This is a genomic window from Streptomyces sp. NPDC093085 (genome assembly GCF_040683935.1).
GTDB lineage: Bacteria > Actinomycetota > Actinomycetes > Streptomycetales > Streptomycetaceae > Streptomyces.
The window spans coordinates 834,272-859,380 of sequence record NZ_JBFBFB010000002.1; the positions used below are offsets into that span (position 1 = coordinate 834,272).

The following is a 25,109-nucleotide window of genomic DNA, read 5'->3' on the forward strand; positions in this document are numbered from 1 at the left end:
AAGCGCTCACTACTTGCCAAAAATGGCCAGAAACGGTCTATAAGCCAACAGATGCATCCTTAACCCGTCAGTCACAAACCGTTCGTGATCACGCAACACCGTTCCGTCAGAGTTGCGGTCATGACCCCTGTGACATCCGCGAAGAGCGCCCGCCGCCCCCACCACTGGCGGCGGGACCTCGTCGAGCTGGCCGCCCTGTTCACCGCGGTGGCGGTCGCCGACGCGCTGGCCAATCTGATCGTGCACGGACCCGACGGGGGGTATCTGCTGATCGGGTCCGCCATGGCCCTGGTCGCCACGGCCACCTTCCACACCTGGTGGGCACGGAGGCACGGCAACGCCCCGCCGGCCCCCGGCGACGGTGGACCGCCCGCCACCCCGTCCACCGCCTCGCCGGCCGCTGCGGCCGGCGAGGCGGCCGGAACCGGCGGGGCCGGGGAGCCGGAGCCCGCGGTGCTCTGGCGGATGCGGACGACCGTACGGGACGAGCCGGGGAGCCTCGCCGCGCTCTGCGCCGCCTTCGCCGCGCACCGGGTGGACATCCTCACCCTCCAGACGCACCCGCTGGCCGACGGCACCGTCGACGAGTTCCTGCTGCGCGCCCCGGCAGCGCTGCTCGCCAGGGACCTCACCCGCGAGGTCGCCGCCGCGGGCGGCTCCGCCACCTGGATCGAGCGGGCCGACGCCCACGACCTGGTCGACACCCCGACCCGGGTGCTCGGCCTGGCCACCCGTACCGCGCTGGACGCCGCCGAACTGCCGCTCGCCCTCCGTCAGTTGCTGGGCCGCTGCACCATCCGCTCGCGCCCCGCAGGCTCCGCCGGTGAGCCCGAGGACGCCGGGGAGTGCGGGGACTCCGGAGCCGACCGGGACGGCATCGGCGGTCCGGACGGTACGGAGCTGCGGCTCTCCGACCCGCAGGGCGGCACCCTCACCGTGGAGCGGCCGTATCTCCCCTTCACCCCCACCGAGTTCGCCCGCGCCCGCGCGCTGGTGGAGCTGGACACCCGGCTCGGCCCGCGCCTCCCCCGCCAGCAGGACGTGCTCACCCTCCCCGAGGGCGAGCGGATCACCGTACGGCGCGCCGACAGCGACGACCTGGACGCCGCGCTCGCCCTGCACGGCCGCTGCACCCCGCGCACGCTGGGCCTGCGCTACCACGGCCCGGTGGGCGACGCCGACCGCTATCTGACGCATCTGCTCAGCCCGCGCTTCGGCCGTACCCTCGCCGTGCAGACCGCCTCCGGGCGGCTCGTCGCCCTCGGCCATCTCCTCTGGGACGGCGAGGAGACGGAGGTCGCCCTGCTCGTCGAGGACGCCTGGCAGCGCCGGGGCATCGGCACCGCGCTGCTCCGCCGGCTCGTCGCCCTCGCCGTCGAGGCACGCGCGGGGAGCGTCTACGCGGTCACCCAGGCGTCCAACACCGGGATGGTGGCGGCCATGCGGGAGCTCGGGCTGCCGCTCGACTACCAGATCGACGAGGGCACGCTCGTGATCACCGCCCGGCTGGAGCGGGCGGCCCTGGAGGCGGTGCCGCCGTACCGGAACTCCGGCCTCTTCGACCAGCGCACCCCCTGACCCGCCCGTTCCGCCCCGTACCGCCTGCCCCACAGCACCACCTGCCCCACGGCACCGCCCGGCCCGCAGCACCGCGCGGCGCGTACCGCACCGTCCGCCGCGAGCACATGGATCCGGCCAAAGTCGTCCGGAGCCCATGGCCGCCGCTCCCCCCATGGCCACCGCCGATCGGCCATTCCGACCGTGCACCGGAGAAGGCGAGATGACGCGGGGCTCCGGGTCGGAGAAGATGGCGGGATGTCAGACACAGCCGGCAGCGCGCTGCCCCGCCAGGTCGCCGACGCCTACGTCGACGCACTCATCGAACTCGACCCGATCACCGGCACCTACCTCGGTGTGGCGGAGTCCTCCCCCCGCCTCCCCGACTACTCCCCGGCCGGACAGCAGGCCCGTGCCGATCTCGCCCGGGCCACCCTCGCCCGGCTGGACGAGGCCGAGACCCTGCCGGGCGCCGACAGCGATGCGGAACGGCGCTGCGGACGGCTGTTGCGCGAGCGGCTCACCGCCTTCCTCGGGGTCCACGACACCGAGGAAGGGCTGCGCGAGGTCTCCAACATCTCGTCGGCGCCGCACGCCATCCGCGACATCTTCAGTGTCACCCCCGCCGAGACCGAGGCGGACTGGGCGGCGATCGCCGAGCGGATGCGCGCCGTGCCGGCCGCGCTGGAGGGGTACCGGGAGTCGCTGGCCCTGGGCATCGAGCGGAAGCTGCCGGGCGGGCCGCGCGCCACTGCGGTCTTCATCGAGCAGCTCACCGAGTGGGCGGGCGAGGAGCGGGGCTGGTTCGAGGAGTTCGCCGCCGCCGGGCCCGACGCGCTCCGTACCGAACTGGACGCGGCCGCCCGTACCGCCGTCGCCGCCGTCGCCGCGCTGCGCGACTGGATGCGGGAGGTGTACGCCCCCGCCGTCGAGGGCGCGCCCGACACGGTGGGCCGGGAGCGCTACGGCCGCTGGGCGCGCTACTACAACGGCGCGGACCTGGATCTGGACGAGGCGTACGCGTACGGCTGGGCCGAATACCACCGGCTGCTCGGCGAGATGCGGGACGAGGCGGCGAAGATCCTGCCCGGCGCGGACCCCTGGGAGGCGCTGGCCCATCTCGACGCGCACGGCGCGCACATCGAGGGCGTCGAGGAGGTCAGGGTCTGGCTCCAGAAGCTGATGGACGAGGCGATCGACGCGCTCGACGGCACCCACTTCGAACTCGCCGAGCGGGTACGGCGCGTGGAGTCCCGGATCGCCCCGCCCGGCGGCGCGGCGGCCCCGTACTACACCGGCCCCTCCGAGGACTTCTCGCGCCCCGGCCGCACCTGGCTGCCCACGATGGGCGAGACGCGTTTCCCGGTGTACGACATGGTGTCGACCTGGTACCACGAGGGCGTCCCCGGCCACCACCTCCAGATCGCCCAGTGGACCCATGTCGCGGAGCATCTCTCCCGCTACCAGGCCTCGGTGGGCCAGGTCAGCGCCAACTCCGAGGGGTGGGCGCTCTACGCGGAGCGCCTCATGGACGAGCTGGGCTTCCTGCCGGACGCGGAGCGCAGGATCGGCTATCTGGACGCGCAGATGATGCGGGCCTGCCGGGTGATCGTGGACATCGGGATGCATCTGGAGCTGGAGATCCCGGCGGAGTCGCCGTTCCACCCGGGCGAGCGGTGGACGCCGGAGCTGGCGGAGGAGTTCTTCGGCCGGCACAGCGGCCGTCCGGCGGACTTCGTCAGCAGCGAGCTGACCCGCTATCTCTCCATGCCGGGCCAGGCCATCGGGTACAAGCTGGGCGAGCGGGCCTGGCTGCTGGGCCGGGAGAACGCCCGTAAGGCGCACGGCGACGCGTTCGACGCGAAGGCGTGGCACATGGCGGCGCTGTCGCAGGGCTCGCTGGGTCTGGACGACCTGGTGGACGAGTTGTCGAAACTCTGACGACTGCGCTCGGGGGACGGTCGGGGCCCGCACGGGGGTGCGGGCCCCGACCGGGCGCAGGACCAGGTGGGCACGGGACGTACACGGGGTGAGAGGGGTGGGGGTCGCGATGGAAGCCGGTTTTCTCTTCTGTGCCGATCCGCTGCGGACGGTCCGGACCGATCCGGTGTTCGCCGCGGAGGCCGCGGTGGCGAGGTCGCCCGATTCGTCGTTCGCGCTGCTCGACCATGACGCGCTGCTCTCCGGCGACACCGCGCGCGCCCTGGCGGGGGTGCGGCGCGGCTCCGGGCCGTACTGGTACCGGGGGTGGATGCTGCCCGTCGCCGCGTACGAGGAGCTGGCGCGCGGGATGGAGGTACGGGGGTGCCGGCTGCTGACCGACCCGGGGTCGTACCGCCGCGCCCATGAACTCCCCGGCTGGTACGAGGAGTTCGCCGACCTCACGCCGCGCAGCGTCTGGCGCGGGCACCCGCCGGGTACGCCGCCGGACGGGGCGGAGCTGGCCGGTCTCGCGGCGCCGCTCGGCGCGGGGCCCGGGATCGTGAAGGACTATGTGAAGTCCCGCAAGGACCGCTGGGACGAGGCGTGTTTCATCCCCGAACTCACCGACCACGCACGGCTCGCCGCGGTGGTCGGCCGCTTCTTCGCGCTCCAGGAGGACGCGCTGGCGGGCGGGGTTGTGCTGCGCGCGTACGAGCGGTTCGTGCCGGGCGGCGAGGTGCGCGTCTGGTGGGTGGACGGCGAGCCGGTCCTCGTCACCGCCCACCCGGACACCCCCGACCAGGTCCCCGACCCGTATCTGGAGCCGGAACGCCATCCGGAGCCGGCCCTGGCCTCGGTGGCTCCCGCCGTACGGGCGCTGGGGTGCCGCTTTCTGACGACGGACCTGGCGCTGCGGGAGGACGGCGCCTGGCGGGTGGTGGAGGTCGGTGACGGCCAGGTCAGCGGTGCCCCGGCCGGGGCGGATCTGCGCGACCTGTTCGCGGTGCTGGCGGAGGTGGGCGGCACGGACTGACCCCCGCCGCTCCCCCGGGCCGGCTCCCCCCTGACCGGCTACTCCCCCGGGCCGCGCAGCCGCACGGCCGACCCGTCGCGCTCCTTGACGACCTCCAGTTGGGTGGGGATACGGCGGCGCAGGTCCGCGACATGGCTGACGATGCCGACGGCGCGGTCCCGCTCCCGCAGGGAGTCGAGGACGTCGAGGACCTCGTCCAGGGTCTGGTCGTCCAGGCTGCCGAAGCCCTCGTCGATGAAGAGGGTGTCGAGCCGGGCGCCCCCGGCCTCGTCGGTGACGACATCGGCGAGGCCGAGCGCGAGGGCGAGGGAGGCGAAGAAGGTCTCGCCGCCGGAGAGGGTGGCGGTGTCGCGGGTACTGCCGGTCCAGGCGTCGACGACCTGGAGGCCCAGCCCCGAGCGGCGGCGGCCGGCCGCGCGGGCGTCGGTGTGGGTGAGGGCGTACCGGCCCGAGGACATCCGCTGGAGCCGTACGGTGGCCGCGGCGGCGACCTGTTCCAGCCGGGCCGCGAGGACGTACGACTCCAGGCGCATCCGGCGTTCGTTGTCGGCGGAGGTGCCCGCGGTGAGCCCGGCGAGGCGGGCGACCCGGTCGTACTCCTCGCGTACCGGGCCGAGTCGGCGCACCTCGGCCTCGGCGCGCCGGGAGAGCGCGGCGAGCTGGTCGCGGCTCTCCCGGGCGGCGGCGTGCCGGGTGGCGGCGGCGCGCAGGGCGCGTTCCGCGGTGTCGTGGGCGGCCTGCGCGGTGTCCGGGTCGGCGGGCGGGAGGGCGGCGGCGTCCCGGGCGGCGGGCTCGGCGAGCCGGTCGGCGACGGCGGCGGACTCGGCCTGCCAGGTGTCCAGGAGGTGCTGGCAGGCCCGGCGCTCGGCGCCGTCGAGGAGCGCCTCCGCCGCGGCGCCCGGGGTGTCGAATCCGGCCCGGAAGGCGGCGGTGGCGAGGGCGCCGTCGGCCTCCTTGAGCCGGAGCGCGGTGGCCTCGAAGGCTCGCGCGCTCTCGGTCGCCGCCGTGAGCCGCCGTACCTGCTCCGTCAATTCGGCGACCCGGTCGGCCACGCTGGCCGCGTCCCCCCGGGCCCGGTCCAACTCGTCCTGGAGGGCGCCCTGTTCCGCCTCCAGCGCCTCATAGCGCGAGGTGCGCGCGGCGACCCGCCGCTCGGCCTCCCGCTGCGCGGCCACCCACCCCGCGCACTCCCGCTCCCCCCGCCCCAGCGCCTCCCGGGCCCCGTGCGCCCCGGCGGCCACCCGCCGTGCCACGGCATGCTCCCGCTCCAGCCGCTCGACGGCACCGGCGAGTTCGCCGACACCGGGCCCGGCACCGGCCGTGACACCACCGCCGCCGGCAACACCCCCACCGACGGGACGGTCCCCGACCGGGACGTCCCCGCCGGCCCCGGGCCCCGGGGGGCCTTCCTTCGGTGGTTCCGCTGTGACAGGAGCGCCCTCCCCCTCCGGTGGCTCCGCCGCCTGGTCGCGGGCGGTGGCGTGTTGTTCCTGGAGGGCCGTGTGGGCGCGTTCGGCCTCGGCGCGGAGGGTGGTGTGGCGCTGGTACGCGGTGAGGGCGGCGTCCTCCGTCGCCGGGGCCACCTGGTCGTCGGTGGGGCGGGCGGGGGCGGGGTGGGCGGTCGAGCCGCAGACCTGGCAGGGGGTGTCGGTCGTCAGGTGGGCGGCCAGTTCGGCCGCGATGCCCTTCAGGCGGCGTTCGCGGAGGTCGAGCCAGGTGGCGTGGGCGGCGTTGACGCGTTCGCCGACGGCCACCAGCCGTTCGCGGGACTCCGTCAGCGACTCGGCGAGCGCGTCCCTGCGGCGGGCCGCCGCCAGCCGGCGGCGGGCCGGTTCGAGGCGTCCTGCGAGGTGTTCGGCGCGGGCGGCGGCCTCCAGGGCCTCCTCCACCCGGCCGAGCAGGGCGCGGCGTTCGGGCTCCCAGCCCGCCAGCCGGTCCGCCGTCTCCTGGAGGAGATCCTCGTCGGCGCGCGTCTGGCGGTCGAGCGCCGCGCGCTCCGCGGTGATCTCCGCCGAGCGCCGCTCCGCGCGCCGGGCCGCGTCGAGCGCGCCGAGTTCCTGGCGTACGGCCCCTTCCCGCGCGGCGAGTTGTTCGGCGCCGGCGTCCGCGAGATGCGGCAGCAGCGGCCGGGTCCGCTCCCGCGCGGCGGAGGCGGCGCGGTGGGCCTCCTCCGCCTCCTCGCGCAACGCGAGCGCGGGCGCGACGCGTTCGGCCTTGCGGTCGCGTTCCAGCACCGCCCGGGTCCGCTCGTACCGGGGGCGGCGCTCCTCCAGCGCGGCCAGGCGCCGCTGGGCGTCCGCGAACCGCTCCTGGAGCCTGGCCCGTTCACGCTCCGCGTCCCGTACGGCACGGGCGGCGGCGAGGCGGTCCTCCGCCCCGGCGAGCGCCGAAGCGGCGATGCCGGCCCGCTCGGCGGCCTCGCACCGTACCTCCGCCGCCCAGGCCAGGACCGCGGCGGCGAGTCCGGCATCGCCCGGTCCGTACTGCGGCGGCTGGGGGGCCGGCACCGTTCCGGCGGGTGAACTTCCCACCGCCGCCTGGGAGATGCGCTGGGCGATGGCGAGGAGCCGGTCGTCCCCGGCGCGTACCCGGTGCTCGGCGGAGCGTCGCAGCTCGGCCAGGCGCTCCTCGACCGCGGCGAACCTGCCGGTGTCGAAGAGCGTGCCCAGCAGCCGCCCCCTGGCCTCCGCGTCGGCGCGCAGGAAGCGGGCGAAGTCGCCCTGGGGCAGGAGCACCACCTGGCAGAACTGCTCCCGGCTCATCCCGAGGAGCTGCCCGATCTCCTCGCCGATCTCCTGGTGCGAACGGCTCAGCGCCCGCCACCCGTCCCCGGGGGCCGTGGCGTCGTACTCGCGCAGCCGGCTCTGCGCCTTCTCGGTGGTGGAGCCGGTGGCCCGTTTCTTGGGGCGGAGCTGGGCGGGCCGCCGGGTGATCTCCAGCCGCCGTCCGCCGACGGTGAGTTCGAGGGTGACCTCGGTGGGGACACCGGCGGCCGCGTGGTCGCTGCGGAGTGTGGTGCCCGGGGACTGCCGGGCGCCCGGCACCGCCCCGTACAGCGCGTAGCAGACCGCGTCGAGCACCGAGGTCTTCCCGGCGCCGGTGGGCCCGTGGAGCAGGAAGAGCCCGGCGCCGGAGAGCGCGTCGAAGTCGATGTGCTGGGTCGCGGCGAAGGGACCGAACGCGGTGACGGCGAGCCGGTGGAGCCTCACGGGGTCACCTCGCGCACCGTCGCATCGACCCGTACGTCGTCGAACGCGCCCCGCAGCACGGTGCGTTCCGGCTCGTCGGGCCCCGCCCCGCCCCGTACGTGCGCCACGAAGTCCTCCGCGATCTGCTGGTCGGTACGGCCCGCGAGGCGCCGGCCGTAGGAGGCGCCCGGGTCGTCGGCGCCCCGCTCCGGGTCGAAGACGAGGCTGAGCGTGTACGGGAAGCGGGCGGCGAGCCGCGCCATGGGTTCGGCCGGGCGGACGGCGTCGGTGAGGGTGGCCTCGATCCAGGCGTCCTCGTGCCGGGCGAGCGCGGGATCGGTGAGCAGGGTGTCGAGCGACCCCCGGATCCGGGCGAGGGCGCGCGGCACCGGGCAGTCGATCCGCTCGGCCGCGATCTCCCCGGCGGGCCCCAGCTCCACCAGCCACATGGTCTTGCGGTGGGCGGCCTCGGAGAAGGAGTAGGCGAGCGGCGAACCCGCGTAGCGGATCCGGTCGGTGAGGGTCTGCGCGCCGTGGAGATGGCCGAGCGCGACATAGTCGACGCCGTCGAAGACTCCGGTGGGCACGGCGGCCACCCCGCCGACGGTGATGTCGCGTTCGCTGTCGCTGGGCGCGCCGCCGACGACGAACGCGTGGGCGAGGACGACGGAGCGGGTGCCGGGGGCGCGGGCGGCGAGATCGGCCCGTACCCGCCCCATCGCGGCCGCGAGCACCGCCTCGTGTCCGCCCTTCGCCGCCCCGAACTCGGCCCGGACCAGGGCGGGTTCGAGATACGGCAGCCCGTAGCAGGCGATCTCGCCGTGTGCGTCGGTGAGCACCGCCGGGGTGGCGCACGCTGCGGGTTCCGTGCGCAGGTGGATGCCCGCGCGCTCGATGAGCCCGGCGCCGACGCCGAGCCGGCGGGCCGAGTCGTGGTTGCCGGAGATCATGACGGTGGGCACCCCCGCCTCGGCGAGGCGGTGCAGCGCGCGGTCGAACAACTCGACGGCGGCGAGCGGCGGTACGGCCCGGTCGTAGATGTCGCCCGCGACGAGGACCGCCTCGACGTCCCGGGCGTGGACGGTCGCCACGAGGTGGTCGAGGAAGGCGGCCTGGGCGTCGAGCAGGCCGACCCGGTGGAAGGAGCGCCCGAGGTGCCAGTCCGACGTGTGCAGCATCCTCACCAGAGGCCATCCTTCACGCGCTCGTACGTTCGGGGCCGCCCGGCCGTTCCGGGCAGCTCGGCCATTCCGCGCCGCCCGGCCATTCCGCGCCGCCCGGCCATTCCGCGCCGCCCGGCCGTTCCGGGCAGCTCGGCCATTCCGCGCCGCCCGGCCATTCCGCGCCGCCCGGCCATTCCGCGCCGCCCGGCCATTCCGCGCCGCCCGGCCATTCCGCGCCGCCCGGCCATTCCGCGCCGCCCAGCCGTTCCGGGCAGCTCGGCCATTCCGCGCCGCCCGGCCGTTCCGGGCCGACGCCCGTACGTTCCGGGGCGGGCCCGGTGCGGGGAGGTGACCGCGCCGCGCCCGGGGGTCATGCGGCGCTCCCGTCGCCGTACGCCTCGCCGCCCAGCTCCAGGGTGGCGTTGCCCGCCGTGGTCTCCGCGAGCCAGGCGCGGAACGCGTCGGTCTCCGCGTCCGGCACCCCCAGTTCGATGGTGACCGCCTCCGCGTACCGGACCTCGCGCACCGCGCGCCCGGTGGCCCGCAGGTCGTTCTCCAGGCGCCCCGCGCGCTGGTGGTCGACGGTGACGGTGACCAGCCGGAAGCGCCGCCTGGTCCGGGTGCCGAGGGCGTCCAGCGCCTCGCCGACCGCTCCCCCGTACGCCCGGATCAGCCCGCCGGCGCCGAGCTTGACGCCCCCGTAGTAGCGGGTGACGACGGCGACGGTGTACCGCATCTCGCGGCGCAGCAGCATCTGGAGCATGGGCGCGCCCGCGGTGCCGCCGGGCTCGCCGTCGTCGCTCGCCCGCTGGACGGCGGCGTCGGCGCCGAGGACATAGGCGTAGCAGTGGTGGGTGGCCGCCGGGTGCTCCTCGCGCACGCGCGCGAGGAACGCCCGCGCCTCGTCCTCCGTCGCCACCGGTGCCAGCGCGCAGAGGAAGCGCGACCGGTTGACCTCGGTCTCGTGGACGCCCGCACGGGCGACGGTCCGGTACTCCTCCTGCATCCCCCCACCCTATGCGGGCGCCCGGGGCGGGACGGAACGGCGCCGGAATGGCGGGGCGCGCGACGCTGTTCCCCTGGCATGGCCTACCGAGGCAGCGTGCGGAACGGAGATGTCATGGGAGACGGGGACGGCATGGACGCGGAGCGAGCGGTGCGCGAGATCCTGGAGCGCGGCGGGGAGACCTGGGCGGTCGTCGGGCTCTCCGGGAACACCTCCCGGGCGGCGTACGGGGTCGCGGCGGTGCTCCAGCGGTACGGGAAGCGGGTGGTCCCCGTCCACCCCAAGGCCGAGACGGTGCACGGGGAGCGGGGGTACGCCTCGCTCGCCGACATCCCGTTCCCGGTGGACGTGGTGGACGTCTTCGTCAACAGCTCGCTGGCCGGGGCGGTCGCCGACGAGGCGGTCGCCATCGGGGCGAAGGCCGTCTGGTTCCAGCTCGGGGTGGTCGATGGGGCGGCGTACGAGCGGACGCGCGCGGCCGGGCTGGCGATGGTCATGGACCGCTGCCCCGCGATCGAGCTGCCCCGGCTCGGCTGAGCCGGCCCGCCCGGGGCCGCCGGTACCGGAGGCGGAGTCGGTACCGGTGCCGGAGTCGGTGTCCGTGCCGGTGCCGGAGTCGGTGTCCGTGCCGGAGTCGGTGTCCGTGCCGGTGCCGGGTCAGCGGACCGGCGGGACGGAGACCGACATGATCATCTCCACCACCTCGGAGCCCTCGTTGCGGTAGCTGTGCTCCACCCCGGCCTCGAAGCTCGCGGAGGCGCCCGCCGGCACCCGGTGCGAGGCGCCGTCGACGAGGAGCGTCAGCTCGCCGGTGATCACATGGATGAGTTCGAAGGTTCCGGCGGGGTGCGGGTCCGAGGCGCTGGCGTCGCCGGGCATCAGCGTCCAGGACCACATCTCCAGCGGGCCGTTCGACTCGGCGCCGACCAGGAGCACACTGCGGCTGCCGGCCGGGGTGGACCAGAGCCGGACCGCCTGGTCCTCGGTGACGATACGGACCTGGGCGCCCTGTTCGTAGTCGAGCAGGGTGGTGATGGAGACGCCGAGCGCGTCGGCGATCTTGACGGTGGTGCCGACGCTCGGGTTGGTACGGGCCTGCTCGATCTGGATGATCATCCCCCGGCTGACGCCCGCGCGGGCCGCCAGCGCGTCGAGGGTGAAGCCCCGCTCCCCGCGCCAGCGCTTGAGGTTCCGGGCGAGCGACTGGGTGAGCTGATCGAGGTCCGACACATTCCGTCCCATATGTTCAACATGTCCAACGAGGAGGTGCAGCGGATTGCACTACTTTGCGCTGCACCCGGGTATGCGTCGCACTGTACTGCGGGGCCCGCACCACCCGTCTCCACCGCCCCTGGACCATCACGCGTCATAAGGACACTTGGCCGAAAAGGATCGATGGACCAGTGGATAAGCGCCCGTCAGGGAAACGTTCAAGCGCACGAATCGGCCAGGCACAGGACGCTCCGATCCATGGCGGACGCATATGACAGGGCGAGCTTGGCCAATTCCCGATACCACGATCCCCCGCCACTGTGGGCGACTTCGGGACGAAGTCCCCCGTTGTGTGGGCTCAGGGCGGCCCGGAGTGCTCGCGCACCGTGTCCCGTGGTTAGCATGAGCGCCACATGAGGTGCGGAAGATCGCCGTCCCGTCGGTGTCGGATCCCGCCCGTGCGGCCGAAGCCCGCAGGTCGGCCGGTTTTCCTCCCCGAACTCACGTACCGAGGGACCGCGGAATGTCAGTGCCTGTCGCCCCCAGTCCGCACCGCATACCGACGACGGCGAAACCGTTGTCGCTCGCCGTGCCGCTGGCCCTGCTGGTGGTGGCCGGTGGAGCCGGCGGCGCCGTCGCCGCCACCGCCCCGGCCGCCGCCCGTACCTGGGTGGCCGCCACCGTCGCCGTCACCTGGCTCTGCCTCGCGGCCACCGTCGTCACCGCCACCCTGCTGCTGCGCCGCGCGCGGCGCGGGGCGTCCGTAGCGCGGAACGAGAGCGGGGCCGCCGAGGCCCAGCTCGCCCGGTACGGCGCGGACGCCGCCCATCTGCTGAACGTCACCCTCCCCTCCGTCGTGAAGAAGCTCCGCGAGGGCGCGAGCGCCCAGGAGATCTTCGCGGCCACCCCGCCCCCCGCCGACCCGCAGCTCCGCAAGGTGCTGGAGACGTTCACCACCGAGCTGGCCGCCGCCGAGTCGCGCGCGGCCCGGGCCGCCGCCGACAGCGGGACCGCCGTCGCCGAGCTGACCAGGGCCGCCGACGACCTGGACCTGCTCACCGGCAAGACGCTCCCCGCCGCGTTCGCGGGCGTACGCGCCGGCGGCTCCGCCGACACCGTGCTCGCCACCCTCGACACCCCCGCCGACCCCCGGCTGCGGGTCCTGGTGGACGCGGTGGTCCGGGAGTTCGCGCTCAGCGAGCGGCGCGCCTCGGCGGCCCAGGCGGCGAGCGCCAAGGCGCTGAGCCGGGTGCAGGCCAAGGCCGTCTCCATGCTGGCGGACCTGCGCGAGATGCAGGACCGGCACGGTGAGGAGGTCTTCGGCGACCTGCTCAAGCTCGACCACAACACCTCGCAGCTCGGGCTGCTGACCGACCGTCTCGCCCTGCTGATGGGCGGCCGGGCCAGCCGCGCCTGGAACAAGCCGATCGGGATGGAGTCCATCCTGCGCGGCGCGGTCGGCCGGATCGCCGCCTACCAGCGGGTCCGGCTGCACTGCTCCAGCAACGCCGCCATCGCCGGGTTCGCCGCCGAGCCGGTGATGCACCTGCTCGCCGAACTCATGGACAACGCGGCGAACTTCTCGCCGCCCATCGACGAGGTCCACGTCTATGTGGAGGAACGTGCCGCCGGCATCGTGGTGACCATCGAGGACAGCGGGCTGAAGATGGCCGCCGCCGCGATGCGCCGCGCCGAGGAGTCGGTGTCCGGGCGGGTCACCGACCTCGCGATGCTCCAGGGCACCCGGCTCGGCCTCGCCGTGGTCGGACGGCTCGCCGCCAAGTACCACATCAGCGTCAACTACCGGCCCTCCTCGCGCGGGGGCACCGGCGTCGTCGTCCTCTTCCCGCCGCAGCTCATGGCCCAGCAGCGGGGCGTGGAGAGCGAGCCGCCGGCCCGCCAGGCCCCCGCCCCGCAGCCCCCCGCGCCCCGGGCAGCGGAGCCCCGCCCCGCCGCGCCCCGGACCGCCGACCCCTCGCCGGTGCCCCCGCCCGTACCGACGTCGACGGCGTGGCCGGTGCTGCCCTCGCCGTCCGCGCCCGGCGGCGGGCCCCGCGTCGCGACGCCCGGCGGCCTGCCGGTGCGCCCGCCGGGCCGTACGATGGCCGCCGCCGACCGGGGACGGCCGCTGCCCACCCCGGGCCCGGCCCCCGCGGCGGCGGAGCCGGAACCCCGCGACGTGGGCGCCCGGTTCGGCGCCTTCCACCGGGCCCGTAACGCCGCCGAGGCCGCGTCGGACGGAACCGCGCCGGGCACGCCGGGCACGCCCCCGGCGGACGGTGACGACATCCCCGGCACCCCGGCCTGACCCCGGCGGCAGACCCTGGACGGGCCCCACCGGCGCCCCAGGCACCCCTGCGGCGTCCCACCCCGTACGGCGACCGGGGAGACCGGCGCCATCCCCCCCATACGGACACGCGAGATCGGAGGCACGGACGGGTGACCGGCACACCACCGGCAGCATCCCGCCCCACGCACACCATGCAGACCACTGACAACAGCTTGACCTGGCTCCTGGAGAGCCTGCTGGAGCGCACCCCCGGCACCCGGCACGCCCTCGTGCTCTCCCGCGACGGGCTGAAGCTCTGCTGGAGCCGCCACCTCACCCTCGACCAGGCCGACCAGTTGTCCGCCATCTGCTCCGGCATCCAGGCGCTCGCGCAGGGCGCCTCGGTGGAGTTCGGCAACGGCAGCGGCGGCGTACGGCACTCGATGACGGAGTTCCACGGCGGGCTGCTCTTCATCGTGGAGGCCGGTGACGGCGCGCATCTCGCGGTGATCGCCGAGGACGGCGCCGACCCCGGTGTGGTGGGCCATCAGATGACCGAGATGGTCGACCAGATCGGTGAGCACCTGCGGGCGGAACCGCGCACACCCGCCCAGGACAGTCCGCGCTCATGATCAGGCGGCCCGTCGACATCGGGGACCCCGACCGGCTGTACACCGTCACCGGTGGCCGCAGCCGGGCCGACGACGACACCTTCGACCTGGTCACCCTGATCGTCAGCGAGTGCGAGCCGGCCGCCGGGATGCAGTCGGAACACGTCCGGATCCTGGAACTGTGCCGTGCCCCGACGGCGGTCGTCGAGATCGCCGCCGAGCTGCGGCTGCCGGTGACGGTGGTACGGATCCTGCTCGGCGACCTCCTCGCGACGAGCCGGATCACCGCCCGCCATCCCACCGTCACGCGCGCCACCAACCTTCCCGACTCCGCTCTCCTGAAGGAGGTGCTCGTTGGACTCCGTAACCTCTGAGCTGCCCGCCCGTACCCCGCTGCACGACGCCGCGGAGAACGGCCTGAAGATCGTCATCGTGGGCGGCTTCGGGGTCGGCAAGACCACCCTGGTCCGGTCGGTCAGCGAGATCAGACCGCTCAACACCGAAGAGGTCATGACGCAGGCCGGTGTCGGCGTCGACGAGACCGCGGGACTGCCCGCGAAGACGACCACGACCGTCGCCTTCGACTTCGGCCGTATCAGCCTCAACGAGCGCATGGTGCTCTACTTGTTCGGCGCGCCGGGCCAGGAGCGGTTCTGGTTCCTCTGGGACCGGCTCTTCTCCGGCACCCTCGGCGCGGTCGTCCTGGTCGACACCCGGCGGATGAGCGAGTCCTGGTACGCCATCGACCGGCTCGAACACCACAAGACGCCGTTCGTCGTGGCCGTCAACCGGTTCGACGACGACGCCTCGGCGTTCTCCCTCGACGAGATCCGGCTGGCGCTCTCGCTGCCGGAGCACGTTCCGCTGATCGACTGCGACGCACGGGTACGGTCGTCCGGCAAGAACGTCCTGATCACCCTCGTGGACCACCTCTACGAACTGGCCATGGCCCGGGAGATGACACCGTGACCGACCCCGCACCGCCCGCCGGAGAGACCGCAGCACCGGCCCCGCCGCCCGGCTGCCCCGCCCACGCGGACGGGCCGCTCCGGCTGAGCGGCCTGGAGTTCCAGCAGACGCCGTCCCAGCTCTACCGCTCGCTGCGCTCCGAACACGGCGCGGTGGCGCCGGTCCTGCTGGACGGGGACATCCCCGCCTGGCTGGTGCTCGGCTACGCCGAGGTCTCCTACGTCACCAACAACGACGAGTTGTTCGCGCGGGACTCGCGGCGCTGGAACCAGTGGCCGAACATCCCCGACGACTGGCCGCTGCTGCCGTTCGTCGGCTACCAGCCCTCCCTGCTCTTCACCGAGGGCGCCGAGCACCAGCGGCGCGCCGGGGTGATCACCGAGGCGCTGGAGGCGGTCGACCAGTTCGAACTCGCCCACACCTGCCGGGAGATCGCGGAGCGGCTGATCGACGACTTCGCGGGCAGCGGCCAGGCCGAGCTGATGGGCTCGTACGCCCACGCGCTGCCGATGCGCGCGGTGGTGCGGCTCTGCGGGATGCCCGCCGCCGGCACGGACACCGAGGAGTTCGTCAGGGACCTGCGGATCTCGCTGGACGCCAAGGAGGGCGACGACCCGGTCGCCGCCTATCTGCGGGTGCAGAAGCGGATGGAACAGCTCGTCCGGGAGAAGCGCGCGGCCCCCGGCACCGATGTCACCTCGCGGATGCTGGCCCACCCCGCCGGGCTGACGGACGAGGAGGTCGTCCAGGACCTGATCACGGTCATCGCCGCGGCGCAGCAGCCGACGGCGAACTGGATCTGCAACTCGCTGCGGCTGCTGCTGACCGACGACCGGTTCGCGCTCAATGTCTCGGGCGGGCGGCTCAGTGTCGGGCAGGCCCTCAACGAGGTGCTGTGGCTGGACACCCCGACCCAGAACTTCGTCGGCCGGTGGGCGGCGCGCGACACCCAGCTCGCCGGGCGCCACATCAAGGCGGGCGACTGTCTGGTGCTGGGCCTCGCCGCGGCCAACACCGATCCGCAGATCTGGCCCGAGGGGCATGTGGGCGCGGAGAACTCGGCCCATCTGTCGTTCAGCAACGGGGAGCACCGCTGCCCGTACCCCAGCCCGCTGCTCGCGGATGTCATCGCCCGTACGGCGGTGGAGACGCTGCTGGAGCGGCTGCCGGACGTGGTGCTGGCCGTGGAGCCGGAGGAGCTGACCTGGCGCCCCTCGATCTGGATGCGCGGACTGACCGCGCTGCCGGTGAGCTTCACGCCCGTGGTGCAGTAACGGCGGTCGTACGGGCGCCTCGTGGGCCCGTACGGGGTCGCGGCGACCCCGGTCCGGCGGTACGGCCCGCCGCCGGGCCCGGTTCGTGCCGGGCCCGGCGGGGCTGCCGTCAGCCCCCGGCCGGCGTGAAGACCACCGGCAGGCGCTCCGGACCCCGGGTGAACACCCCCTGCTCCACGGGGTCGAAGCCGTCCGCGAACCGCAGCTCCGGCATCGCGTCGAGGAGCTGGTTGACCCCGGTCTCGACCTCGGCCCTGGCCAGCAGCGCCCCGACGCAGAAGTGCCGGCCGAGCGCGAAGGCGAGGTGGTCGGCGGCGGCGGAGAACGCGGTGGTGGCGGTCAGGTCCTCGCGGAAGATGTCGAAGGTGTCCGGGTTGGCGTAGCGCGAGCCGTCCCGGTTGGCCGATCCGATCAGGCAGGTGACGGTGGCGCCGGCCGGGACCGTCCCGCCGCTGAGCGTCACATCCACCGCCGTCTGGCGCATGATCATATGAACCGGCGGGGTGTAGCGGAGCGTCTCGGCGAACGCCCGGTCGATGAGTTTGCGGTCCCGCTGAACAGCGGCCAACTGCTCCGGGTGGTGCAGCAGGTTGGCGAAGATGCTGGCGATCGCCTTGTCGGTGGTCTCGCCCCCGGCGGCGAGCAGCAGGCTGCAGAACGCCTTGATGTCCTCGTCGCTCATCCGGACGCCGTCGACCTCGGCGGCGCAGAGCGTGGAGAGCAGGTCGTCCCCGAGGTGGTCGCGGCGCTCCCGGATGATCGGCAGCATGTACTCGGCGAACTCGACCCGGGTCCGCTCGCCGGCCGCCGCCACCTCGGGGTCGCCCGACAGGTTGCCCAGGAAGGCGATGACCGCGGTGTACCAGCCGTGGAAGCGGGCGTGGTCGGCCTTGTCGAGGCCGAGCATGTCGGCGATGACGTTGACGGGGAAGCGGGTGGCGTACGCCTCCACCAGGTCGACGGAGCCGGTGTGCCGGAAGGTGTCTATCAGCTCACGCGAGTTGCGCTCGATGACGGGCTGGAACTTGTCCCGCAGGTCGGCGCCGCGGAAGGCGGGCGCGACCAGCGCCCGCCGTACGGCGTGCTCGCGCCCGCTGAGCTGGAGGATCGTCTTCCCGTGCACGGGTTCGAGCTGCCAGTCGTAGTTGTCGGTGGTGAACACCGACTCCTTGTCCTTGAAGGCCCGTTCGACGTCCTCGTACCGGGAGATGACGTAGCTCTTGGTGGCTTCGTGCCACAGGAGCGGGGCGCTTTCGCGCATCGCCCGGTAGACCGGATAGGGGTTCTCCGCGAACTCCGGGGACAGGATGTCCGGGATCTGCTGTGCGGTGGCCATGGCACTCCCTCTCATGGTGCCGTTCCGATCGGTATCGGACGGCACCATCAAGGGTATTGATCATCGGCCATCAGAAACAGGCCACACTCTGGCATTCACCGCATGTGTCAGTCGGCGACGGGAAGAGTCTCCTGTTCCTTCCTCACCTCGGCGCCGGCCTCGGCCGCGGCCTCGGACTCGGCCCTGGCCTGCCGCCCCTTCTCGGCGGCCTTCTTCGCCCGGTTCTTGATGACGAGCATGGAGGTGAGCCCGACGAGGACGGCGAGGACCAGTCCCAGCCACGAGAAGCGCTGGAGCCAGGCCTCGGCGACGACGCCCACCGTGTAGACGACGGCGGTGGTGCCGCCCGCCCAGACGATGCCGCCGAGCACGTTGGCGATCAGGAACTTCCAGTACGGCATGCGCAGGACGCCGGCGAGCGGCCCGGCGAAGATCCGGAGCAGGGCGATGAAGCGGCCGAAGAAGACGGCCCACATGCCCCACTTCTCGAAGGACCGTTCCGCCATGGCGATCTGATCGGCGCCGAAGTGCTTGGGGAACCGTCCGCCGAGCCAGGCCAGCAGGGGCCGGCCGCCCTTCCGTCCGATGGCGTACCCGATCGAGTCACCGATGATCGCGCCGGCGGTGGCACAGGCGCCGAGGACGTACGGGTCGATCTCGCCGTGCTGGGAGGCCAGCAGCGCCGAGCTGACCAGGACGATCTCCCCGGGCAGGGGTATCCCGAGGCTCTCCACCCCGATGACCACCCCGACCAGGATGTACACACTGACCGCGGGGATGGTCTCAAGCCACTCCTGGACGTGCACCGGCGATTCCTCCTGCTTGCGTCGGATGCTTTCCCTGGGCCGTCTCCTGCGCAACGCGCCCGGCGCGCGCCCGCGGCGGGGCGCATGCCGGGAAGCCTACCCGGTGGGCGGAACGGCCGGGAATCCACGTTTGAGGGGGTGCGGAGGCCGAGGGGGCGCGGAGGCGCGGCAGCCGGTTTCCGTCTTGACAGGGAGCGGAACGGCACACTCCGGAAGAGCGCCGACCGGGACGATCAGGAACACACCGCCCGCCGGCGTCACGGATCCGCGACATTACCCGTGAGTAGAGTGACTCCGCCAACCCCTCACAGGGCGGGCGTAGCAGCCGCACACCCGACCCCTCTATCGTTACTCGCCATGTGGCAAGGACAGCAGCCGCCCGGGGGCGAGCAGAACCCGCAGGACCAGAATCCCAATCCGTACCAGCAGCCGGGGTACCAGCAGCCGAACCCGTACCAGCAGCCGACGGCGCCGGCGCAGCCCGCTTACGGCTATCCGCAGCAGCCGGGGGGCGAGCAGCCCAACCCGTACATGCAGGCGACGGTTCCGGCACAGTACGCGGTGCCGGGCCAGCCGGGTCCGCCGGACGGTGGGAAGGACGAGAAGCGGAAGACGACGATCGTCGCGATCGTCGCGGCGACGGTGGTGGTGATCGCCGCCGCGGGTACGGCCTACTTCGTCCTGGGCAAGGACGACGGTTCCAGTGACAACGTGGCCGACGCGAAGTCCTCGGCGTCGTCCTCCGCGTCGGCGTCCGGGGAGCCGACCGCCGCCGCGTCCCAGGACAACCCGCGGAACAGCGAGGCCGCCAAGCCCCAGATCGACGGCTGGAAGGTCGTCACCAACCCCAAGCACGGCACGCAGTTCGACGTCCCGCCCGAGTGGGAGGTCTCCAAGCCGGGAATCATCTCCGGTTTCGAGGATGTCGAGAAGGGTGACGGCACCCCCGCGATCTCCTTCTCCGCACCGGCCTTCTTCAAGTCCGAGTGGTGCTCGCAGGACACCAACAAGGACGGCAAGCTGGAGTACAGCAGCCTCGCGGGCACCGGGACGAAGGGCGCCAGGGGCGCCACCGACACCGCGGCGGCCTCGAAGAGCGAGGCGGGGAGCTGGGTGTGGGCCGCGTACGCCCAGGAGGAGCCGAAGGCCTCGCTGAAGGAGAAGATCAAGGTCGGCGAGCCGCAGGCGTTCACCAGCACGGCGGGGCTCAAGGGGCACTACACCGAGGCCGTCAGCACGGGCCTCACCAAGAAGAACAAGTGCGACACCGACGGCAAGGCGTTCGCCTTCACCTTCACCAACACCACCACGGGCGACTACTCGACGTGGGTGCTGTACGCGAACAAGGGTGTGCCGGACGAGCTGTCGGACGACACGATCAAGAAGATCATGGGCACGGTCCGGCTCGCGCCCAAGTCCTCGGGCTGACGCGCCCCGTACGGAATCCGGCCGGCCCCCGGCAGTCGAACGGGGGCCGGCCGGCCGGGTCTTCGCCCTGGTTTCACTCCCGGTGGGCCAGCAGATACGCCTGGGGGACCCGCTCCGCCCGCTCGGGGCCGCGCACCAGCCGGGCGTGCACGGTGAATCCGGCCGTACGGAGCGCCTCGGCGACCCGGTCGGGCGAGAGCCGGTGGAAGTCGAGGGAGACCCGGTGGCCGAAGGCCTCCTCGAACCGCAGCGGCTCGTCCCCGACCTGGAAGGCGAGCAGCAGCGGGGCGCCCGGGGCGAGCACCCGGTGGAACTCTGCGAACACCCCCGGGTGGTCCGCCGGCGGGACATGGATGACGGAGTACCAGGCGACCAGCCCGGCGAGCGAGCCGTCCGGGAGGTCCAGCGCGGTCATCGTCCCCTCGTCGAAGCGGAGCCCCGGATGGTTCTTCCTGGCGCGGGCGAGCATCTCCGGGGAGAGGTCGATCCCCCGGACCGCCACCCCGAGGGAGTCCAGGAACGCGGTGACCCGGCCGGTGCCGCACCCCACCTCCACGACGGGGCCGCCGCCCGCCTCCCGTATCCCCTCGGCGTAGGCGGTGAGCAGGGCACGGCCCAGCGCGCCGTCCACCGCCATGGTGGGGAACCGTTCGTCGTAGCCGGCGGAGATCTTGTCGTAGCCGTCGCGGGTGTCACGGAGATAGGTGGGTTCGGTCATGCCGAGGAGGGTAACCGGGGTGCCTCCTCAGCCGATCGAGAACGCGCCCTCCGGCGGCCGGGGCGAGGGGAGCGCGCCGCCGTCCCGTACGGGCGCCGCTTCCCCGGTGAACCGGCGCAGCGACGCCCCGTGTTCGACCCGGGCGGGGAAGGCGTCGGAGGCGGTACGGCGGGCCAGCGGCGCCGTGTCGAGCGGCCGGTGCGCGGCGACGAGCACCGCGTTGCCGAAGCGGCGCCCGCGCAGTACGGAGGCCTCGGCGACCAGCGCCAGCTCCGTGAACGCGGTGGCGAAAGTGGCCAGTTGGGAGCGGAGAAAGGCGAAAGGGGCGCCGTCGGCGAGGTTGGCGGCGTAGATCCCGCCGGGCCGCACCACCCGGGCGGCCTGGTGCGCGTACTCGACGGTGGTGAGGTGCGCGGGGATCCGGGAGCCGCCGAAGACATCGGCGACCAGGATGTCCGCGGAGGCGTCGGGCGCGGCTTCGAGGAAGCTCCGGGCGTCGGCGGTGTGCGCCGTGATCCCCGCGCCCGCCGGTATCGGCAGCTCCCGTTCGACCAGGTCGAGCAGGGCGGCGTCGGACTCCACCACCGACTGGGCGGAGCCGGGCCGGGTCGCGGCGACGTAGCGGGGCAGGGTGAGCGCGCCGCCGCCGAGGTGGAGCACGGTGAGCGGGGCGCCGTCGTCCGCCGCGCAGTCGATGACATGGGCGAGGCGGCGTATGTACTCGAACTCCAGGTGGCGGGGTTCGTCCAGGTCGACATAGGACTGGGGCGCGCCGTCGACCGTCAGCAGCCAGGCCCGCGCCCGGTCCACGTCGGGCAGGAGCTTGGCGGTGCCGTGGCCGACGGCGCGGATGACGGGGACGGACTCGGGAAGGGGCCCGGGGGCGGGCTCGGGGCGGCGCTCGTTCACCGTTCCATTGTGCGCCTTCATGGTGCGCCGCCCCGGGGGCCGGGCTCCCCCCGGGGCGGCATGGTCCCGGAGTCGCGCCCGGCCCCGGAGCGGCCCGGCCTCAGAGCACCTCGGTGACCGTACCGGCGCCGACCGTACGGCCGCCCTCGCGGATGGCGAAGCCGAGCCCCGGCTCCAGCGGGAGGTCACGGCCCAGCTCCACGGTCAGGTCGACCGTGTCGCCGGGGCGCGCCACGCCGGTGGCGCCGAGGTCGATGTCGCCGACGACGTCCGCCGTACGGATGTAGAACTGCGGCCGGTAGCCGCTGCCGACCGGGGTGCTCCGGCCGCCCTCCTTGGTGGAGAGCACATACACCCGCGCGGTGAAGCGCCTGTTCGGCACGGTGCTCGCCGGCTCGGCCACGACATGGCCCCGGCGGACCGCGTCGCGCGCCGTGCCGCGCAGCAGCAGCGCGACATTGTCGCCGGCCTCGGCGGACTCCATCGGCTTGCCGAAGGTCTCCAGACCGGTGACGGTGGTGAGGAGCGGCCCGCCGTCGCCGCCCAGCACCTCCACCCGGTCGCCGACGCGCACCGTGCCGCGCTCGACGGCGCCGGTGACGACGGTGCCGCGCCCGGTGATGGTGAGGACGTTCTCCACCGACAGCAGGAACGGCGCGTCCGTGTACCGGACCGGCATCGGCACATAGGTGTCGACCGCGTCGAGGAGCGCCTCCACGGCGGCGGTCCACCGTGGCTCGCCCGCCAGCGCGCCCAGCGCGGAGACCCGGACGACGGGCGCCGCGTCGCCGCCGTACCCGTGCTCGGTGAGGAGTTCGCGCACCTCCAGCTCGACCAGGTCGGTCAGCTCGTCGTCGCCCAGGTCGGCCTTGGTGAGGGCGACGACGATGTGGTTGACGCCGACCTGCCGGGCGAGCAGGACGTGTTCGGCGGTCTGCGGCATGATCCCGTCGAGCGCGGAGACGACGAGGATCGCCCCGTCGAGCTGGGCGGCGCCGGTGACCATGTTCTTGATGAAATCGGCATGGCCGGGCATGTCGACATGGGCGTAGTGCCGGGTGCCCGTCTCGTACTCGACATGCGCGATGTTGATGGTGATCCCCCGGGCCGCCTCCTCCGGGGCCCGGTCGATCCGGTCGAAGGGCACGAAGGTGCCGGTCCCCCGGTCGCTGAGGACCTTGGTGATGGCGGCGGTCAGGGTGGTCTTGCCATGGTCGACATGGCCCATGGTCCCGATGTTGACGTGCGGCTTGGTCCGGACGTATGCCGTCTTGGGCATGGTTTCCTGCCTGAAATCTCGAAGCGTGAGCGGGACCCCCGGTTCCTGCCGACCCTCCCCCTGCGGGGTCCGCCGGACGTTCCGGGAAGGGTCAGCTTCGGGCGCCGCCGAGGAGCGCCCGTGCCGCTGCCGCGGCGAGCGGGGCCGCTGCGAGGTCCAGTGCGAGGTCCGGGGCAGCCTTCGGCGCGTCCGCGACGGCGGACGGCGCTGCGAGGAAGGCGTACCGGAACATGCCGCTGATCCTGCCGGGCCGGCCCGCGCCGCGTCGAATGGTTTTCTTTCCGGGCCCGGCGGTCGGCGGCCCACCCGCAGGGCCTGCGCGGGGGCCTGGCCCGGGTGCGGGCACGGGCCCCTGGGGTTGGTGCGGGGGCCGTACGACGTGCGTCACGTTTTACGGTCCGCGTCATCCGGGTCGGTTAGTCTCCCCGAATGCTCGACACCGCACGCCGGTCCTCCGCTCAGGGCCGCGCCGCCGCCGGGGTACGCCGCCGGGGCGCCCTGCTCCTCTCGCCGTGGGGCCGGTTCGCCCTGCTGGTCGTCTTGTTGGGCGCGGCGGCCGCCCTGGTGGTGGTGTACGAGCCGCAGCGGCTGCTCGCGGACGGCTGGCCCGCGCGGTTCCACGGACCGACGGCCGTGGTGCTCTTCGCCGTGGGGTACGGGGTGTGCGCCACCGCCTTCGTGCCGCGCCCGCTGCTCAACCTCGCGGCGGGCGCGCTCTTCGGCTCGTGGTTCGGTCTGGCCGCCTCGCTCGGCGGCACGGTCTTCGCGGCCTGGGCCTCGTTCGCGCTGGTCCGCGCCCTGGGTCAGGACGCGCTCCGCCCCCTGCTGCGGGGGCGCTGGCTGAAGGCGGCGGACGGCCAGCTCAGCGGCCACGGCTTCCGGTCGATGCTGGCGATCCGGCTCTTCCCTGGGCTGCCGTTCGCCGGGGTCAACTACGGTGCGGCGGTCTCCCGGATGCGGATGGCGCCGTTCCTGCTGGCGACGGGGATCGGGTCGGTGCCGAACACGGCGGCGTATGTGGTCGCGGGCAGCCGGGCGGCCTCCCCGACCTCGCCGGTCTTCCTGCTGGCGACCGGGTTCATCGTGGTCACGATGGTGGTCGCGCTGATCGTCGCCTGGCGCCAGCGCCACCGGCTCGCGCCCCCGGAGGAGCAGCCGGCACCGGGGCCCGGGACACCCGGGACGCAGGAGCCGAGCGCGTCATCCCGTACGGCCGCACCATCCCGTACAGCCGACTCACCGGGTACGGCCGCAGCACCGGGTACGGCGGCGGCCTCGCCCCGTACGGCCGCCGCACCCGGTACCACCGAGCCCTCGGGCGACAGGCTCTAACTCCCCCCGGCGAGCCCCAGATCCCCGCCCGGCGGCGGGGCCGTGAAGCGGGCCGCCTCCGCCTCGGCGACCTGGCCGAGTTCCGCCGGGGACCAGCGCGGGCTGCGGTCCTTGTCGACGACCCGGGCCCGGATCCCCTCCACCAGGTCGGGGTGGGCGAGCGCGGCGCACGAGGCGCGGTAGGCGCGGTCGAGGCTCTCCGCCAGGGTGGCCGGCGGCCCGTCGGCGCGCATCGCGGCGAGCGTCGCCGTGAGGGCGGTGGGCGAGCGGGTGAGCAGCGTCTCGGCGGCGGCCTTCGCCGCGGGCACCCCGCTGTCGAGGAGCCGTTCGAGGATCGCGGGCACCGAGTCCGCGGCGTAACAGGCGTCGATCCACGGCCGCTCCCCGGCGAGCAGCCCCTCGGGGGGTGTGGCCGCGTACCGCAGGACGGTCTCCCGTACGTCCGCCGCCGTCCGCACCCCGGGCGCGGCCAGCGCCTCGGTCAGCTCGGGCAGGAGCGCGGCGGGTACGCAGTGGTCGGCGAGGCCGCAGAGCAGCGCGTCGGCGGCGCCGACGGAGTCTCCGGTGAGGGCGAGATGGGTGCCGAGCCGGCCGGGCGCGCGGGCCAGCAGATGGGTGCCGCCGACATCGGGGACGAGGCCGATGGCCGTCTCGGGCATGGCCACGGCGGAGCGTTCGGTGACGACCCGGACCGAGGCGTGCCCCGAGAGGCCGACGCCGCCGCCCATCACGATGCCGTCCATGAGCGCGACGAAGGGCTTCGGGTAGCGGGCGATACGGAAGTTGAGCCGGTACTCGTCCCGCCAGAACCCCGGCGAGGCCGTACCGCCGCTCCGCGCGTCCTCGTGGATGGCCCGGATGTCGCCCCCGGCGCAGAGCCCGCGCTCCCCGGCGCCGGCGAGCACCACGGCGGTGACCTCGTCGTCGTGCTCCCACCGGTCCAGGGCGGCGGCGATCGCCGTCACCATCGGGTGGGTCAGGGCGTTGATGGCGCGCGGCCGGTTGAGCACGATACGGCCCGAGCGGCCCGCCCGGTCGAGGAGTACGGAGTCGTCGTCACGGCGCATACGGCCAGTATCGCCCCCGCCCCACCGGC

At 74.0% G+C, this 25,109-nt stretch carries 22 protein-coding genes; 11 read left to right on the plus strand and 11 right to left on the minus strand.

Annotated features, from left to right (window positions below; all coding sequences use genetic code 11):
• Positions 1-120: 120 nt before the first annotated feature.
• The 3 genes from AB0O07_RS10325 to AB0O07_RS10335 all read left to right on the plus strand — a co-directional run bounded on the left by AB0O07_RS10325 (position 121) and on the right by AB0O07_RS10335 (position 4,513).
• Positions 121-1,578, plus strand: a complete 1,458-nt coding sequence (locus AB0O07_RS10325; protein ID WP_365629991.1) for a GNAT family N-acetyltransferase — start codon at positions 121-123, stop codon at positions 1,576-1,578.
• Between the two features lie 237 nt (positions 1,579-1,815).
• Positions 1,816-3,498 (plus strand): DUF885 domain-containing protein, encoded by a 1,683-nt coding sequence (locus tag AB0O07_RS10330; protein ID WP_365629994.1) that lies wholly within the window; start codon positions 1,816-1,818, stop codon positions 3,496-3,498.
• 109 nt (positions 3,499-3,607) lie between these two features.
• Positions 3,608-4,513, plus strand: a complete 906-nt coding sequence (locus AB0O07_RS10335) for an ATP-grasp domain-containing protein (RefSeq protein ID WP_365629997.1) — start codon at positions 3,608-3,610, stop codon at positions 4,511-4,513.
• A 38-nt stretch (positions 4,514-4,551) separates the two neighbouring features.
• On the opposite strand, the gene AB0O07_RS10340 is transcribed toward AB0O07_RS10335, so the two are convergent.
• The 3 genes from AB0O07_RS10340 to AB0O07_RS10350 form a co-directional block, all read right to left on the minus strand.
• A complete protein-coding gene (locus AB0O07_RS10340; protein WP_365629999.1) occupies positions 4,552-7,722 on the minus strand; it encodes an SMC family ATPase in 3,171 nt (1,056 codons plus the stop codon).
• Positions 7,719-8,885 (minus strand): exonuclease SbcCD subunit D, encoded by a 1,167-nt coding sequence (locus AB0O07_RS10345; RefSeq protein ID WP_365630002.1) that lies wholly within the window; start codon positions 8,883-8,885, stop codon positions 7,719-7,721. Before AB0O07_RS10345 ends, AB0O07_RS10340 begins: the two co-directional genes overlap by 4 nt.
• 349 nt (positions 8,886-9,234) lie before the next feature.
• Positions 9,235-9,870 (minus strand): YigZ family protein, encoded by a 636-nt coding sequence (locus AB0O07_RS10350; protein ID WP_365630005.1) that lies wholly within the window; start codon positions 9,868-9,870, stop codon positions 9,235-9,237.
• A gap of 114 nt (positions 9,871-9,984) precedes the next feature.
• Between AB0O07_RS10350 and AB0O07_RS10355 the strand changes: the two genes are divergently transcribed.
• Complete coding sequence (locus tag AB0O07_RS10355; RefSeq protein ID WP_365630008.1) at positions 9,985-10,407, plus strand: CoA-binding protein; 423 nt, start codon at positions 9,985-9,987, stop codon at positions 10,405-10,407.
• 120 nt (positions 10,408-10,527) lie between these two features.
• Here the strand turns inward: AB0O07_RS10355 and AB0O07_RS10360 are convergent, their stop codons facing one another.
• Positions 10,528-11,100 (minus strand): XRE family transcriptional regulator, encoded by a 573-nt coding sequence (locus AB0O07_RS10360; RefSeq protein WP_365630371.1) that lies wholly within the window; start codon positions 11,098-11,100, stop codon positions 10,528-10,530.
• Between the two features lie 505 nt (positions 11,101-11,605).
• Here AB0O07_RS10360 and AB0O07_RS10365 point away from each other — a divergent pair.
• From AB0O07_RS10365 to AB0O07_RS10385, 5 genes are all read left to right on the plus strand, one after another.
• The gene (locus AB0O07_RS10365) at positions 11,606-13,390 is read left to right on the plus strand and encodes an ATP-binding protein (protein WP_365630011.1); all 1,785 of its coding nucleotides are present in this window, start codon (positions 11,606-11,608) and stop codon (positions 13,388-13,390) included.
• A gap of 173 nt (positions 13,391-13,563) precedes the next feature.
• Positions 13,564-13,983: a roadblock/LC7 domain-containing protein gene (locus AB0O07_RS10370; RefSeq protein ID WP_365630015.1), complete on the plus strand. Its 420-nt coding sequence runs from the start codon at positions 13,564-13,566 to the stop codon at positions 13,981-13,983.
• Positions 13,980-14,336 (plus strand): DUF742 domain-containing protein, encoded by a 357-nt coding sequence (locus tag AB0O07_RS10375; RefSeq protein WP_365630018.1) that lies wholly within the window; start codon positions 13,980-13,982, stop codon positions 14,334-14,336. The genes AB0O07_RS10370 and AB0O07_RS10375 overlap by 4 nt, the downstream gene beginning before the upstream one ends.
• Entirely contained in the window at positions 14,317-14,931 is a 615-nt protein-coding gene (locus AB0O07_RS10380; protein WP_365630021.1) for an ATP/GTP-binding protein, read from the plus strand. Before AB0O07_RS10375 ends, AB0O07_RS10380 begins: the two co-directional genes overlap by 20 nt.
• The gene (locus AB0O07_RS10385; RefSeq protein WP_365630024.1) at positions 14,928-16,205 is read left to right on the plus strand and encodes a cytochrome P450; all 1,278 of its coding nucleotides are present in this window, start codon (positions 14,928-14,930) and stop codon (positions 16,203-16,205) included. The genes AB0O07_RS10380 and AB0O07_RS10385 overlap by 4 nt, the downstream gene beginning before the upstream one ends.
• 109 nt (positions 16,206-16,314) lie before the next feature.
• Here the strand turns inward: AB0O07_RS10385 and AB0O07_RS10390 are convergent, their stop codons facing one another.
• The gene (locus AB0O07_RS10390; protein ID WP_365630027.1) at positions 16,315-17,541 is read right to left on the minus strand and encodes a cytochrome P450; all 1,227 of its coding nucleotides are present in this window, start codon (positions 17,539-17,541) and stop codon (positions 16,315-16,317) included.
• Positions 17,542-17,648: 107 nt separating this feature from the next.
• Positions 17,649-18,347, minus strand: a complete 699-nt coding sequence (locus AB0O07_RS10395) for a DedA family protein (RefSeq protein ID WP_365630030.1) — start codon at positions 18,345-18,347, stop codon at positions 17,649-17,651.
• Between the two features lie 357 nt (positions 18,348-18,704).
• Between AB0O07_RS10395 and AB0O07_RS10400 the strand changes: the two genes are divergently transcribed.
• Positions 18,705-19,775: a hypothetical protein gene (locus AB0O07_RS10400; protein WP_365630033.1), complete on the plus strand. Its 1,071-nt coding sequence runs from the start codon at positions 18,705-18,707 to the stop codon at positions 19,773-19,775.
• Between the two features lie 73 nt (positions 19,776-19,848).
• Here AB0O07_RS10400 and AB0O07_RS10405 read toward each other — a convergent pair whose 3' ends face one another.
• From AB0O07_RS10405 to AB0O07_RS10420, 4 genes are all read right to left on the minus strand, one after another.
• Positions 19,849-20,493, minus strand: coding sequence for a methyltransferase domain-containing protein (locus AB0O07_RS10405; protein ID WP_365630036.1), 645 nt, complete (start codon positions 20,491-20,493; stop codon positions 19,849-19,851).
• Positions 20,494-20,520: 27 nt separating this feature from the next.
• On the minus strand, positions 20,521-21,402 hold the full coding sequence (locus tag AB0O07_RS10410; protein WP_365630039.1) for a fused MFS/spermidine synthase: 882 nt from the start codon (positions 21,400-21,402) through the stop codon (positions 20,521-20,523).
• A 100-nt stretch (positions 21,403-21,502) separates the two neighbouring features.
• Positions 21,503-22,681 (minus strand): elongation factor Tu, encoded by a 1,179-nt coding sequence (gene tuf, locus AB0O07_RS10415; protein ID WP_365630042.1) that lies wholly within the window; start codon positions 22,679-22,681, stop codon positions 21,503-21,505.
• Between the two features lie 91 nt (positions 22,682-22,772).
• Positions 22,773-22,913, minus strand: coding sequence for a hypothetical protein (locus AB0O07_RS10420; protein ID WP_365630045.1), 141 nt, complete (start codon positions 22,911-22,913; stop codon positions 22,773-22,775).
• 197 nt (positions 22,914-23,110) lie between these two features.
• Here AB0O07_RS10420 and AB0O07_RS10425 point away from each other — a divergent pair, with 197 nt between their 5' ends.
• Positions 23,111-24,013, plus strand: coding sequence for a TVP38/TMEM64 family protein (locus tag AB0O07_RS10425; RefSeq protein WP_365630048.1), 903 nt, complete (start codon positions 23,111-23,113; stop codon positions 24,011-24,013).
• Here AB0O07_RS10425 and AB0O07_RS10430 read toward each other — a convergent pair.
• Positions 24,010-25,080: an enoyl-CoA hydratase/isomerase family protein gene (locus AB0O07_RS10430; protein ID WP_365630051.1), complete on the minus strand. Its 1,071-nt coding sequence runs from the start codon at positions 25,078-25,080 to the stop codon at positions 24,010-24,012. The genes AB0O07_RS10425 and AB0O07_RS10430 overlap by 4 nt on opposite strands.
• Positions 25,081-25,109 lie beyond the last annotated feature (29 nt).

Excerpts from the sequence above, each read along its gene's own strand:
- AB0O07_RS10390 (WP_365630027.1), bottom strand. The coding sequence starts at position 17,541 with ATGGCCACCGCACAGCAGATCCCGGACATCCTGTCCCCGGAGTTCGCG.
- AB0O07_RS10400 (WP_365630033.1), top strand. The coding sequence starts at position 18,705 with ATGTGGCAAGGACAGCAGCCGCCCGGGGGCGAGCAGAACCCGCAGGAC.
- AB0O07_RS10365 (WP_365630011.1), top strand. The coding sequence starts at position 11,606 with ATGTCAGTGCCTGTCGCCCCCAGTCCGCACCGCATACCGACGACGGCG.
- AB0O07_RS10335 (WP_365629997.1), top strand. The coding sequence starts at position 3,608 with ATGGAAGCCGGTTTTCTCTTCTGTGCCGATCCGCTGCGGACGGTCCGG.
- AB0O07_RS10370 (WP_365630015.1), top strand. The coding sequence starts at position 13,564 with ATGCAGACCACTGACAACAGCTTGACCTGGCTCCTGGAGAGCCTGCTG.
- AB0O07_RS10405 (WP_365630036.1), bottom strand. The coding sequence starts at position 20,493 with ATGACCGAACCCACCTATCTCCGTGACACCCGCGACGGCTACGACAAG.
- AB0O07_RS10325 (WP_365629991.1), top strand. The coding sequence starts at position 121 with ATGACCCCTGTGACATCCGCGAAGAGCGCCCGCCGCCCCCACCACTGG.
- AB0O07_RS10420 (WP_365630045.1), bottom strand. The coding sequence starts at position 22,913 with ATGTTCCGGTACGCCTTCCTCGCAGCGCCGTCCGCCGTCGCGGACGCG.
- AB0O07_RS10355 (WP_365630008.1), top strand. The coding sequence starts at position 9,985 with ATGGGAGACGGGGACGGCATGGACGCGGAGCGAGCGGTGCGCGAGATC.
- AB0O07_RS10375 (WP_365630018.1), top strand. The coding sequence starts at position 13,980 with ATGATCAGGCGGCCCGTCGACATCGGGGACCCCGACCGGCTGTACACC.
- tuf (WP_365630042.1), bottom strand. The coding sequence starts at position 22,681 with ATGCCCAAGACGGCATACGTCCGGACCAAGCCGCACGTCAACATCGGG.
- AB0O07_RS10330 (WP_365629994.1), top strand. The coding sequence starts at position 1,816 with ATGTCAGACACAGCCGGCAGCGCGCTGCCCCGCCAGGTCGCCGACGCC.
- AB0O07_RS10425 (WP_365630048.1), top strand. The coding sequence starts at position 23,111 with ATGCTCGACACCGCACGCCGGTCCTCCGCTCAGGGCCGCGCCGCCGCC.
- AB0O07_RS10350 (WP_365630005.1), bottom strand. The coding sequence starts at position 9,870 with ATGCAGGAGGAGTACCGGACCGTCGCCCGTGCGGGCGTCCACGAGACC.
- AB0O07_RS10430 (WP_365630051.1), bottom strand. The coding sequence starts at position 25,080 with ATGCGCCGTGACGACGACTCCGTACTCCTCGACCGGGCGGGCCGCTCG.